Source organism: Micromonospora sp. HM5-17, assembly GCF_003762835.1.
Lineage (GTDB): Bacteria > Actinomycetota > Actinomycetes > Mycobacteriales > Micromonosporaceae > Plantactinospora.
The window spans coordinates 879,983-892,801 of record NZ_RJWA01000001.1 but is presented as its reverse complement, the minus strand read 5'-3'; the positions used below and the strand labels follow the sequence as shown (position 1 = coordinate 892,801).

Below are 12,819 nucleotides of genomic sequence, written 5' to 3'. Positions count from 1 at the left end.
AGGCTGTGGATAGAACGTGTGTACGAATGCCCGAGTCATCGGCGCCGCGCCGCCGGTTCCGCGTCGAACATCTCCAGGTACCTGTCGACCAGCATGGTGCGGCCCTTGATCTCGGCGGCCACCTCCGGGCCCGCGACGCCCTCCGCCATCCCGGGCAGGAGTCCGGCACCCCCCTCGGGTCCGAGCGGCACGATGATGACCGGCGGCATCGGCTGGTACGCGGAGACGTCCCCCGCACCGGTGATCAGGCAGCGGAGGTTTGCCGCGACCAGCTCCGCCTGCGCGCCCGCCCGGGCGGCCATGTTGAGGTCCGCGGTCGAGAGGTCGCCGACGGCGAAGACCCGGTCCTGGCCGTCAACCCGCAGGTACTCGTCGACCCGCAGGTAGCCCCGCTCGTCGCGCGCCTGCGCGAGCGCGCCGACCACGTAGTCGGTGACCGGGGCGACCCCGAAGCAGCGGTACCAGATGTCGGCGGTCAGTTCCTCGCCGTCCTCGGTGGTCACCGCGACCGCGCCCCGGACGGCCGGTTCGGTGGTGGGCAGCCCGCGCAGCCGGGTGTCGAGCCGGAGGTCGACGCCGAGCTTGTCGAGCTGGCGGCGCAGTTCCTCGCGAAGTTCCTGGTCGTACGGGCCGGGCAGGATGTCCGGTCCGGCGTCGACGACGGTGACGTGCTTCTCCGGGAAGAACGTCTTGATCTCTCCGGCCAGCTCCAGCCCGGCCGCCCCCGCGCCGAGCAGCAGGACCCGGTCGGCCGCGAGCAGGTCGGCGTGCGCCCGCCGCAGTCGGGCCTGGGCGGTCGCCAGGTCGGGCTCGTCGATCTTGGCCGGGAACGGGTACGTCGAGCCGGTGGCCAGGACCAGGTAGTCCGGCTCCAGCCGCTCGCCGGAGGCGAGCGTGACCTGCCGACCGTCGACGGCCACCGCCCGGTCCCGAACGAACCGACCGTGCCGCAGCAGCCGGTCGTACGGGTGGAACATCCGCTCCACCCACTCGGGCGCGACCAGCGTCCGCCAGGCCGCCACGTTGTGGGTGAACGCCTCGGTCGGATCGACCAGGGTCACCGCGGCGACGTCGTCGAGCTTCTTCGCGACCGTGATCCCGGCGTACCCGCCGCCCACCACGACGACACTGGCGCGGTCCCGCCTCTGCTCGGTCATGCCTGTCCTCCCAGTCCGTTTTCGAAGTTGCAACGCTTATGATAGGGGCTTCGAAAATAAGAGTCCCAGTGACAAAGCTAGCATTGAGGTGTGCGAGCCGAGAGCCACGTCCCGGAGCCCTGCGTCCGCGCCGACGCGGCGTTGACCCGGGCCTTCACCCTGCTCGGCAAGCGCTGGACCGCGCTCGTGCTGGGCAGTCTCAGCGCCGGTCCGGCGGGTTTCCGCGAACTCTCCCGCGCCATCGAGGGCGTCAGCGACTCGATGCTCTCCGACCGGTTGTCCGAACTGACCGCGTACGGGCTCGTCGAGCGGATGGTCGATCCCGGCCCTCCGGTCGCGGTCACCTACGCGCTGACTCCCCGCGGGCAGGCCCTGATCCCCGCGCTGGAGCAGGTCTCCGCCTGGGCCCGGGAGCACCTGCCCGACTCGTGACCACTGGCCGGCCGCGCCGGTCCCCGTTCACCGGATCGGCCCGTCCGGCGACGCCGCCGGCTCCTGCGCCGGGGCCGGCGCGGCACCGGGTCCGGTCGGCACGACACCCGACCCGGGTGACCCCGCACCGGGTCCGGCCGACATGGCGCCAGGGCCGGTCGGCGCACCGACGGGCTCGTCGAGGAGGACGTGCCGGACGACCCGCTCGGCCGCCCGGCCGTCGTCGAGCGCGCAGTACCGGCGCCGGAACACCGTCCGGGCCCGCCGCGCCGCCGCGTCGTCCACGGCACCGGTCCGGAACAGGGCGAGCAGTTCCGGGAAGCTCGTCGCGGCCGCCCCCGGCGCCTCGGCCAGCACGTCCAGGTAGACGCCGCGTTCCCGGCGGTAGTCGGCCCAGTCCGGGGCGTAGATCACGATGGGCCGGTCCAGACATCCGTAGTCGAACATCGCCGAGGAGTAGTCGGTGATCAGAACGTCCGCCGCCAGGTAGAGATCCTCCACCACCGGATGGTCGGTCACGTCTCGGACCCGGGCCGCCCCGTCGGCCCAACCCGCCCCGTCAGCCTGGGCCACCCCGTCGACCTGGGCCGCTCCGTCGACCCGGGCCGGCGCCGTCCCGAGGGGTCGGACCGCTCCGTCGACCCCCACCGCTCCCGGCGCCCTGGCGACCCCGACCGCGGCGCCGGGGTCCAGGTAGTGGCCCCGGATCAGCAGCAGCCCGGACGCGCCGAGGACGTCGAGCAGGGCCGACGGGTCGAACGGCGGCCAGTAGCCGGGGCGGTGCTCGCGGTGGGTCGGGGCGTACAGGACCACCCGACTCCCGGGCGGGAGGCCAAGCCGCTCCCGTACCGCCGCGACCTCCTCCGGCGTGGCGTTCACCAGGCGGTCGTTGCGGGGATAGCCGGTCTCCAGGGTGACGTACTCCGCCGGGTAGGCCCGCTCCCACATCTGGGTCGAGAACCTGTTCGAGGTGATGCTGTAGTCCCAGCGGTCGATCCGGCGCAGCAGGCGCGAGAAGTCCAGCCCGACCGCACCGGCCGGATATCGCTGCTGGTCCAGGCCCATCACCTTCACCGGGGTGCCGTGGTGGGTCTGCACGTGGACCGCGCCGCGCCGCTTCACCACGTAGTCCGGGAAGTTGACGTTGTTGATCAGCCACCGCGCCCGGGCCAGGGCCCGAAAGTACGCCCGGGTCCCGGCCACGACGTACGGCACGCCGGGCGGCAGGCTTCCGACCCGGTCCCGACGGACCACCCAGACCCCCCGGATGTGCGGGGCGACCTCCCGGGCCTTGGCGTAGATGGCGGCCGGGTTGCAGGCGTACCCGCGGTACCAGTAGGCCGCGTAGAGGGCCAGCGTCGGGTCGAGCGGCCGGCGTAACTGGGCCTGGTAGTACGCGCGGAGCAGCCCGGCCCGGCCGAGCCACAGCACCGCCCGGCCGAGCCGGGCCAACCGGGCCGCCCCGGCCGATCCACCCGGCCCCGTCGCCCCCGACCATCCACCGGGCGCCCCCGACGGCTCGGGCGCCGCGGGTCCGGATGGTTCGCCCGCCGCCGGCGCCGACCATCCGGGCGCCGCGCCGACCAGCGCCACGAGGCGCTGTCCCGCCGACGGCCGGGGGACCGCCCGGCGGGCGCGCCGGGCGAGCGCGACCCGCGACCGGTGCAGCGCCCGCAGCAGCCGGTACGTCCACCAGTGGTCGCCGGCGACCAGCCGGTGCTTCACCCCCGCCATCCCGCCCGGCCGGGGATAGCCGCCGTCCGGGCACCACCGCCGGTAGTCGGCGACCACCCGCCGGAAGAAGTCTCGGCGCAGCTTCGGGGAGAGCCGGCGACCGTTGCCGAGCACGATCAGGTAGTGCCAGACCATCCGCTCGAAGATCAACGGACGGAGGTCGTCGTACGCCGGCCCCCAGCGCTCGAGCAGCGCGAAGACCCGCCCCCAGTGGGCGAAGACGTCGAAGTGCCGGTCGTCGCGGGTCTGGGTGATGGCGCCGGAGCGGCGCTGTCGGTAGTTGACGCAGATCCGGTCGAGGACGCTGATCCGCTTCGCGGCGAGCAGCACCGGGTAGCTGAACGACACGTCCTCGTACCAGCCGGGGCCGAACCGGAGCCCCAGATCGGTGAGAAAGCGGCGCCGGACCACCTTGTTCCAGGCGGTGTGCAGCAGCCCCAGCACCTCCGGCCGGTCTCGGACCGTGAAGACCCGGTCCCCGGAGTCCGGCACCGTCCGGGCCAGGTCACTGCCGGCCGCGCGGTTGTCCCAGTACGCCCGTACGTGGTCGACGATCAGCACCTCCGGCCGGACCCGGCGCAGTCGTTCCGTCACCGCCGGCAGGCAGCCGTCAACGAGCCAGTCGTCGCTGTCGAGGAACCAGACGTACTCGCCGGTGGCCCGGTCCAGCCCGACGTTGCGGGCCTCGCCGAGCCCGACGTTCCGGGCGAGGCTGACCAGCCGGACCCGGGGGTCCCGGGCGGCGTACTCCGCGATGATCTCGCGGCAGCCGTCCGGCGAGCAGTCGTCGACGGCGACGACCTCCAGGTCCGACACCGGCTGGCGGAGGATCGAGTCGAGGCAGTCCCGCAGGTAGCCCTGGACGCGGTAGGCCGGCACGACGAAGCTGAGCAACGTCATGGCCGGCGGGGCCGTTCGGCTGGCGGCGTCATCCGTCCCCTTCTCCGCCGCCAGCCGACCCGGCGCTGCTCAGCCGACCGGCGGCGTCACCCGTCCCGTTCCCGCTCGCCCACGCCGGCCCCGGCGATCGGATCCACCCCGGCGGGCGGGGTGGTCCCGGCCGGTGCCGCGGATCCGGACTGGACCGGCCGCCGGGGGGCGGGAATGCCACGCGGCGCCCAGCCCCGTACGGCGTTCACCGCGAAGATCACCGCGACGTAGCCGGCGAGCAGCAGCATCACCACCCGCGCCGCGGCCGGGCCCAGCAGCGCGGCTGCGGCGAGGACGACGATCCGGCCGTCCCAGCCGAGTCCGAGGGAGCGGAGCAGGGGCGCGCGCTCCCGCTTCTCCAGCCGGGCGGTGAGGTCGTAGTGACGCAGCGCCAATACGAACAGTAACGTGAACGTCACCGCTCCGAGGGCGTCGACCAGGACTCCGACCGCGATCACCAGGAGATACTCGACGGCCCGCAGTGCGGCGGGAACCAGCCAGTCCAGCGCGCCCCCGTGCGGCACCGCCGCCGGAACCCCGGCGACCAGCGCCACCAGCACCGCGGCCGGCACCGCCCAGCGGGCGGTCTCCGCACCGGCCCCGGCCAGCCCGACCCCGAGCAGCCCCAGGCCGGCCACCACCCCGAGCACGGCGAACGGCAGCGGCCCGGGCAACCCGGCACCCCGGTCCGGCCCGGCCAGCCACCGCGCCACCGGCCCGTCGTCGCGGTGCAGCATGGTGTCGACCCCGGTCAGCACGGCGACCCGCATCGACCGGGCTCGCAGGGTACGCAGCGCCAGCGTGTACGCCGCCGCGAGCCCGCCCCAGACCAGGACGGCGATCAGGCTGACCAGCGGGTCGAACAGCGCCACGGTCAGCGCGATCAGCGCCCAGCGCTCCCCGATCGGAAAGACCACGATCCGCTTCAGCCAGTACGACACCGAGCCGGTGTCCGCCTGCACCCGGTTGGAGGCGGCGCTGAGCCGGGCGCCGATGCCGCCGGACGCCTCGGCCGGGCGGGGGCGTTTCGCCGCCTCGTCGTGCAGCGCGCCGTACCAGGTGTCGGTCATGTGCCGAACGGTCTGGAGGGTGATCGCCGCGATGCCGAGCGCCCAGCCGTTGCCGAGCCCGGCCCGTTCCACCCCGACCGCGAGCCCGGCATAGACCAGGTACTCCTTGGCCCGGTCGGCGATGGTGTCCAGCCACCCGCCCCAGGGACTGAAGTTCCGGGTGTAGCGGGCGAGCTGCCCGTCCACGCAGTCGAGGACGAAGCCGAGGTAGAGCAGGATCGCGCCGGCGACCAGGGCGGGCCGGCCGCCGAACGCGAAGAGCAGCGCCGCGACGACGGCGAAGAGAACCGAGAACGCGGTCACCCCGGTCGGGGTGAGCCGCAGCCGGGCGCAGAGCTTCGTCACCCAGGGGGACCAGGTGCTGACGAAGAAGGTGGTGAAGAAGTCGTCCTTCTCCTTGACCGAGAGCCGCAGCTCCGCCCGGTCGGAGTCGACCGCCGCCACCGCCGCCTCGGCGGCGGCGACCTCGGCCGAGGTGTCGACCCGACGGGCGACGAGCAGGCGTACCCGGTGCGCGAAGATCGTCAGGCCGGGGACGGTCTCGGCGCCGCTCCGGGCCAGTTCGGCGAGGATCCGGTCCACCGCGGGCGCCCCCTCGTCGACCGCGGCGGCCGCCCGGGTGGCGGCGGCCAGCGCCGGCAGGTCGGCGACGGCGACCCGGACGGCGCCACCGAAGGCACCGGTCGGCGCGGATGCCCGGACCGCGACCGAGCCGGGGTCGGCGACACCGGGGCCGGTCACCCCCGGCCCGGCGGAACCCGCGTCGCCGGGGGCACCCGGCGGTACGGCGGCGACGACCTGGTTGCGCTCCTCCACCACGCCGAGCGGCCCGGCCGCCGGCTCCGGCAGTACCAGCGCCACGGTGCCGGGCAGCGGGCTGGTCGCGAGGTGCCGGAGTACGGCGGGGTGCGCGACCAGGTCGCCGGAACAGAGCAGGACGGGCTCCCGGGCGGTGTCGGCCAGCACCGCCACCTGGGCCAGGTCGTCGGTGAGGACGACGTCCCGGGCGCCCGCCGCCCGCAACTGATCGCGGAGCGTGGCGGCGAGCGGCGTGCCGTCGGTACGGGTCAGCGGCGGTCCGGGCCGGGTGGGGGTGAGCAGGATCGCCAGCATCAGGGCCTGACCACGTTGTGGTATGCGTCGAGCGCCTCGCGTATGGTGCCGTCCACCCGCAATCGTCCTCCGTCGAAGTAGAGTCCCCGGCTACAGAACCGGGTGAGGTCGTTTTCGTTGTGCGAGACCAGCATCACGGTCCGGCCCTCCGCGATCAGCCGGTCGATGGTGTCGTAGCACTTCTTCCGGAAGTCGGCGTCGCCGACCGCGGTCACCTCGTCCATCAGCAGGATCGGGTGCGGTAGCTGGGCGATCACCGAGAAGCCCAGCCGTACCTTCATCCCGGACGAGTAGTGCCGGACCGGGGTGTCGATGGCGTTGGCGATCTGCTCCCCCGCGAACGCGACGATCTCGTCGAAGTGCCGGCGCAGGAAGCTCGGGCTGAGCCCGTGCAGCGAACCGACCAGGTGAACGTTCTCCCGGCCGGTCAGGTCGTTGGAGAACCCGGCGGAGAGTTCCAGCAGCGGTGCCACCGCGCCGCGGACCCGGATCCGCCCCTCGTCGGGGATGAGCACCCCGGCGATCAGCCGGAGCAGGGTGCTCTTGCCGGTGCCGTTGCGGCCGATGATCCCCACCGTGTCGCCGGCCGCCACGGTGAAGGAGACGTTGCGTAGCGGCCAGAACATTCCGGCGGCGGGCTGCCGCCCGCCTCGATGGATGATCATCTCCCGGAGCCGGAGGTTGCGCCGTCGGTTGCGGACGAACTGGATGCCCAGGTTCTCCGCCTCGATCATCGGCTCGCCCACTAGAGCTCCTTGAGGACGGCGGGTTCGAGCCGGCGGAAGACGGCGGCGCCGACGAACAGGGTGAGGAGGCTGCCGCCGACCGAGAGGGCGAGCAGCCGGGCGTCGGGGAACTCGTCGGCGTACCAGATCGAGTGGTGCAGTTGGAAGATCCCGACCAGCGGGTTCACCTCGTACGCGATCTTCACCCACCCCGGCAGCCCGGAGTCCCGGACCAGGGCCAGGGGGTAGATGATCGGGGTCGCGTAGAAGAGCACCCGGGTGACCAGCCGCATCAGCCGCTCGATGTCGCGCATCAGGACGTTGAGCGAGGAGAGTAGCAGCGCGATGCCGATCAGCAGGATCGCCTGGAGCAGCACCGCGAGGGGCAGCGCCAGCAGCGAGACCCCGAGGTCGATCTTGCCGAGCGTGGCGTAGACCACCGCGATGGCGGCCAGGATCGGCAGGCCGGCGACGTACTCCGCGAACCGGCCGGCGACCCGACCGATCGGGAAGACCTCGCGCGGCAGGTTCATCGTGGTGATCAGCCGGGCCTGGCCGGTGAGGGCGTTGGTCGCCTCGCTGATCGCCGAGCTGGTCCACATCCAGGCGAAGATGCCGGTGATCAGGAAGAGCGGGTACGAGTCGGCCGCGTCCCCGAGGTGCCGGTGGGTCGCCGAGCGGTAGAGCAGGCCGAAGACGAAGAAGTAGATCGCGCCCATGCCGAGCGGCTCGATCAGCGACCAGAGGTAGCCGAGCACCGACTGCTGGTACTTCACCGCCAGGTCCCGACGGACGAGCAGCCGCAGCGTGGTGCGGTGCGACCACACCGCCACGACGCCAGACGTCACCGCCGCCTCCCGCTCGCCCGGCAGCACACGCAGCCGCGATGGGACTTAGGTTACCAGTCGGAGAAAAGACCCAAATGCGACTAACCCGGGCATACCCCGCCCCGGGACGACGCCACGGGTCCCCGACGACGTGCCAACGTTACCGGACCGATCCCCAACCGCCACCGCCGGAACGCGTCTGCGGGCAACCGTCGTCGACGCCCGGCCGGAGCCCGAACCCCGGCCGGAACCCGAACGCCGGCCCGGCCGGTCAGCACTCGATGACGTTGACCGCCAGCCCGCCCCGCGCGGTCTCCTTGTACGTGACCTTCATGTCCGCACCGGTCTCCCGCATCGTCTTGATGACCTTGTCCAGCGAGACCGTGTGCCGGCCGTCGCCGCGCAGCGCCAGCCGGGCCGCGGTGATCGCCTTGACGCTGGCCACCGCGTTCCGCTCGATGCACGGAATCTGCACCAGGCCGCCGACCGGATCGCAGGTCAGCCCGAGGTTGTGCTCCATGCCGATCTCGGCGGCGTTCTCCACCTGGGCGGGGGTGCCGCCGAGCACCTCGGCCAGCCCGGCCGCCGCCATCGAGCAGGCCGAGCCGACCTCGCCCTGGCAGCCCACCTCGGCCCCGGAGATCGATGCGTTCTCCTTGACCACCACCCCGATCGCCGCGGCCGCCAGCAGGAACCGGATCACGCCCTCCTCGGAGGCGCCCGGTACGAACCGGGTGTAGTAGTGGAGAACGGCCGGGATGATCCCGGCGGCGCCGTTGGTCGGCGCGGTGACGACCCGGCCGCCGGCGGCGTTCTCCTCGTTCACCGCGAGCGCGAAGAGCGTCACCCAGTCCATCACCCGCAGCGGGTCGGTCGCCCCCGGGTCCGCCTCCAGCGAGCGCCGCAGCTCCGCCGCCCGGCGGCGTACCCGCAGACCACCGGGGAGCACCCCGTCACGGGTGCTGCCCCGCTCCACGCACTCCCGCATCACCCGCCAGATCTCCAGCAGGCCGGCACGAATCTCCGCCTCGCTCCGCCAGGACCGCTCGTTGGCCAGCATGATCCCGCTGATCGGTAGGCCCGTCTCGGCGGTCCACGCCAGCAGCTCCGCGCCGGTCGCGAACGGGTACCGCACCTTCGTGGTGTCCGGCTTGATCCGGTCCGCGCCGGTCGCGGTCTCGTCCACCACGAACCCACCGCCGACGGAGTAGTAGGTCCGGGTCCGCAGTGGTTCGCCCACCGCGTCGTACGCGGTGAAGATCATGCCGTTCGGGTGGAACGGCAACGACCGGCGCCGGTGCAGCACCAGATCCCGGTCGACGTCGAAGTCGACCACGTGCGCCCCGAGTACGGCCAGCCGGCCGCTGGCCCGGACCTCCGCCACGGTGGCGGCGACGCCGTCGGGGTCGACGGTCTCCGGCGCCTCGCCCAGAAGCCCGAGCAGCACGGCCCGGTCGCTGCCGTGGCCGTGCCCGGTCGCGCCGAGCGAACCGAAGAGTTCGGCCTGCACCCGCGTGGTGACGGCGAGTAGGCCATCCGCCTTGAGCCCGGCGGCGAACGTCCGCGCGGCCCGCATCGGGCCGACGGTGTGCGAGCTGGACGGCCCGATCCCGACCGAGAACAGGTCGAACGCGCTGATCATCAGAACTCCTCCCGGGCCGGCCCCGTTGCCGACCCCAGGCCGGGAGCCGCTGCCTACGCCTCCAGCATGCCCCTGACCTGCCGGTCCGCGAGCCTACCCGGACCGGCCCCGACGACGGGCGGCGGCGTCGCACCGGCGGGACGGGTGCGTCCGGGGTTCCCCGGGTACGTCCCTAGGGGTCCGCGTCGCGCGGATCCGTCTGTGGACCGAGGGCGACACAGACGTCGCCGCCTACCGTGGAATCAGCCGCCCGTACCGCCGTCACCCAGGGAGACGACCATGAGTCGCACACTTTCCCGTCCCCGGGACAACCGCATGATCGCCGGCGTCTGCGCCGGGTTGGCCCGCCGCTTCGGCATGTCCGCCGGGATCATGCGGCTCCTCTTCGTCCTCTCCGTGCTGCTTCCCGGGCCACAGGTGGTCATCTACCTGGCGCTCTGGCTCATCATGCCGAACGAGGAGCGGAGCTACCGCGCCGCCCACTGACCGGTTGGCCGGGCGGGCGTGGCCCGGCCCGCCCAACCGGCCGACGGGATCGGCTCAGACGACCTTGATGCTGGCCTGCGCATCCAGCGGGCAGGGCAGGTTGGGGTCGAAGGTGAGCTGGACGGCACTGGCCACGAAGAACCCGCCGATGGTCTGGGCGGCGATCTCCGGCGGGATGCCCGGGGCGACCCGGTTCACGTCCTGGGCGAAGACGTAGACCTTCCACGTGCCGTACGGCTCCTGGCCGGCCTTCTTCAGCTCCGGCAACACGTCCTGGAGGTAGAGGCCGGCGGTGTAGGTGCCGTCGGCGGCGTGGTCGTCGAAGCCGGTGCCGTCGTCGGTCAACGGCACCACGAAGTAGAGCCCCTGCGGCGCCCGGAACAGCGCGAAGGCGTACAGGTCGGGCCCGCGGAACAGGGTCGAGTCGGGCCGTTTGAAGGTCGCCCGCGCCCAGAGCCGGTCCGAGAGGCCGACGGCGTCCGGGGTGACGACAGTGACCTCCTCGGTGACGTGAATGTTGGTCTGCTCCTCCTCCACCTCGTGGCGGTAGGTGTCGCCGGTGGTGATCCGCTCGTACGCCCATCGGACGTTTACCCGGTACGGCTTCCCGGCGTACGGCTCCTCGAGGAGCTTCCAGCGCGCCTCGACCCGCTCGGCGGTGGTCAGCTCGCCGGGGCGGGGCGGCGTCGCCGCCTGGCCGCGCCAGTGCGGGTCGGCGCTGTCGTCGAGCGCCACCACCAGGGCGACCGAGGCGACCACCCCGGCGACCCCGGCGATCGTGGTGCCACCCGTGACCGGGTCGCCCGGGGCCGGGGTACAGCACTCGGTGATCACCCCGGGATCGGTCTCGTCGAACATGCCCCTGATGCCGGGATGGAAGGTACCGCCACCGACCGCCGCCGCGATGATCCCGACCAGTGCGGCGATGACGAGGACGACCACCGCCAGCACCTTCCACCACGGATCCTGGAACGGCAGCTCGCCGTGGGTGCCGGCGTACGCGGGATTCGGCACCCAGACCATGGTCAGCCCGGTGGGGACGTACGGTCCGGGCCAGGGCTTCCGCTTGTCGTTGTCCGGCTTGTCCCCGGCCCACCAGCCGCCCTTGGCCGGCGGGATGACCGTGACCTTCGAGATGTCGAGCCGCCCCTCCGGGATCTGGATCGAGTAGGTGTCGGTGGTGGCGTCGTACCGGGTCTGCGAGACGAAGATCTGCCGGATCGAGCGGGCGGGGGTGTACCCGTCCGCTCGGGCGACGAAGCTGACCAGCGGCTTGCCCGGCGAGGCGTGCCGGAAGTCGGCGGCCCAGGAGACCAGCACCGAGGCGCCGGCCGGGATCGTCGCGAACGTGTACGTCTGACCGGTGACCACGATGCCCGGGTCGCCGACGCTCTCCAGGTAGATGGTCACGTTGGTCAGGTCGGTGGTCGAGGTGTTGGTGAAGTGGCAGGCGATCCGGAGCTTGTAGAGCGCGTTGTCGAAGATGCCGTCGGGGAGCATCACGTTCGTCAGCGGTTCCACGGCGAACGGCCGGGTCTGCACCGCCATCGGCGTACTGGTCACCTGCGTCCCTCCCCGACCACGGCGAACGAGATGCCGCCCAGCGTCTGCTTGTCCTGCGTCTCCAACACCTCGACGAGCTGGTACTGCCCGGCGCCCAGGTCGGCACCGCCGCGGATCGTCAGATAGACCGGGACGCTGCGCCCGGCCGGAACCTCCAGCTCCAGCTCCGGTACGCCGATGCCCTCCTTCGGATCGGTGATCGGCTTCTCCGCGAAGCCGACCTCGACCACAGGCTTCTCCACCGGCTTACTGTCGGTCAGGTCGAGCGTCTTCAGCGTCTCCCTGGGCAGTTCGCCGCCGATCTGGGCGCCGATCCGGACCCACTTCGACTCCCGGCGCGGCGCGGTGACGGTCAGGGTCAGCTTGAAGTCCTGTTTGCCGGCGCTGGCGAGGGTGAGGTTGCGCTGCGCCACGTTGGGGTAGCCCACCGGGTCGACGGCGTCCGGCAGCGGCGGGTCGCCCGGCGCGCTGGCGACGACCACCAGGCACTCGTGTCCGTTGTTGACGGTCACCACGTGCCACGGCACCAGGCAGAGAACATCCTGGGTGTCCCCGGCCGGGATGTCGGCGTAGGCGGTGCCGATCAGGTTGAGCGTGCTGTAGAACATCTGCACCGAGGGGTTGCCCCAGTAGAACCTCAGCTCGACGCCGAAGGCGTCCTGCCGGCCGGTGTTCTGCACCCGGGCCCAGACGTACGCGGTGTCGCCGGCCGCCGGGGTGCCGGGCGTACCGTTCGGGTCGGTGCCGGGCACCACCCAGATGTCCGGGCTGAGCCACCAGTGCGGCGACCCGTCCCGGATCAGCAGGTCGGCGCCGCCGGAGCGGAGCCGGGTACGGGCGCCCGGGCTCAGGGCCGCCGAACCGACCCCGTCGGCGACCGCGGGCTCCCCGCTGCCCGCCGCGCCACCGCCGCCCGCCGCGCCGCCGGTGCCGGCGCTGGCGCCCGCCGGTGTGGCGAGCGCGCCGAGCCCGACCGCGGCGGCCGTTCCGCCGGAGATCCGGATGATGTCGCGCCGGGACACCGGCACGTTCCTGAGTTGATCCGTCATTGTGTCCATCCCCTCGGAATCCGACGATATGTTGACGGATATCAATGGAGTTGGTCGTGCCGGTTCCCGGGATATCCACGAAATGTGGAAA

Annotated in this window: 9 protein-coding genes and 2 pseudogenes; 2 read left to right on the top strand and 9 right to left on the bottom strand. The window is 72.6% G+C overall.

Annotation, left to right across the window (positions count from 1 at the left end; genetic code table 11):
- Nucleotides 1-35 precede the first annotated feature (35 nt).
- Nucleotides 36-1,157, bottom strand: a complete 1,122-nt coding sequence (locus tag EF879_RS04070; RefSeq protein ID WP_123554717.1) for an FAD-dependent oxidoreductase — start codon at nt 1,155-1,157, stop codon at nt 36-38.
- A 90-nt stretch (nt 1,158-1,247) separates the two neighbouring features.
- Between EF879_RS04070 and EF879_RS04065 the strand changes: the two genes are divergently transcribed.
- Nucleotides 1,248-1,589 (top strand): helix-turn-helix domain-containing protein, encoded by a 342-nt coding sequence (locus EF879_RS04065; RefSeq protein WP_123554715.1) that lies wholly within the window; start codon nt 1,248-1,250, stop codon nt 1,587-1,589.
- 186 nt (nt 1,590-1,775) lie between these two features.
- Here the strand turns inward: EF879_RS04065 and EF879_RS28725 are convergent.
- The 6 genes and pseudogenes from EF879_RS28725 to EF879_RS04040 form a co-directional block, all read right to left on the bottom strand.
- Nucleotides 1,776-2,993 (bottom strand): annotated as a pseudogene (locus tag EF879_RS28725) (CDP-glycerol glycerophosphotransferase family protein); the annotation flags it as partial.
- A 174-nt stretch (nt 2,994-3,167) separates the two neighbouring features.
- A pseudogene (locus EF879_RS28720) lies at nt 3,168-4,223 on the bottom strand (glycosyltransferase family 2 protein); the annotation flags it as partial.
- A gap of 86 nt (nt 4,224-4,309) precedes the next feature.
- Entirely contained in the window at nt 4,310-6,436 is a 2,127-nt protein-coding gene (locus EF879_RS04055) for a DUF5941 domain-containing protein (protein ID WP_123554713.1), read from the bottom strand.
- A complete protein-coding gene (locus EF879_RS04050; protein WP_123554711.1) occupies nt 6,436-7,182 on the bottom strand; it encodes an ABC transporter ATP-binding protein in 747 nt (248 codons plus the stop codon). The genes EF879_RS04055 and EF879_RS04050 overlap by 1 nt, the downstream gene beginning before the upstream one ends.
- Nucleotides 7,182-8,009: an ABC transporter permease gene (locus tag EF879_RS04045; protein ID WP_123555378.1), complete on the bottom strand. Its 828-nt coding sequence runs from the start codon at nt 8,007-8,009 to the stop codon at nt 7,182-7,184. Before EF879_RS04045 ends, EF879_RS04050 begins: the two co-directional genes overlap by 1 nt.
- A gap of 250 nt (nt 8,010-8,259) precedes the next feature.
- The gene (locus tag EF879_RS04040) at nt 8,260-9,630 is read right to left on the bottom strand and encodes an L-serine ammonia-lyase (protein ID WP_123554709.1); all 1,371 of its coding nucleotides are present in this window, start codon (nt 9,628-9,630) and stop codon (nt 8,260-8,262) included.
- Nucleotides 9,631-9,909: 279 nt separating this feature from the next.
- Between EF879_RS04040 and EF879_RS04035 the strand changes: the two genes are divergently transcribed.
- Nucleotides 9,910-10,116, top strand: coding sequence for a PspC domain-containing protein (locus tag EF879_RS04035; RefSeq protein ID WP_123554706.1), 207 nt, complete (start codon nt 9,910-9,912; stop codon nt 10,114-10,116).
- A 54-nt stretch (nt 10,117-10,170) separates the two neighbouring features.
- On the opposite strand, the gene EF879_RS04030 is transcribed toward EF879_RS04035, so the two are convergent.
- Together EF879_RS04030 and EF879_RS04025 are read right to left on the bottom strand one after the other, a co-directional pair.
- Nucleotides 10,171-11,679, bottom strand: a complete 1,509-nt coding sequence (locus tag EF879_RS04030; RefSeq protein ID WP_123554704.1) for a hypothetical protein — start codon at nt 11,677-11,679, stop codon at nt 10,171-10,173.
- Nucleotides 11,676-12,728, bottom strand: coding sequence for a twin-arginine translocation signal domain-containing protein (locus EF879_RS04025; RefSeq protein ID WP_123554702.1), 1,053 nt, complete (start codon nt 12,726-12,728; stop codon nt 11,676-11,678). The genes EF879_RS04030 and EF879_RS04025 overlap by 4 nt, the downstream gene beginning before the upstream one ends.
- Between the last annotated feature and the right edge of the window lie 91 nt (nt 12,729-12,819).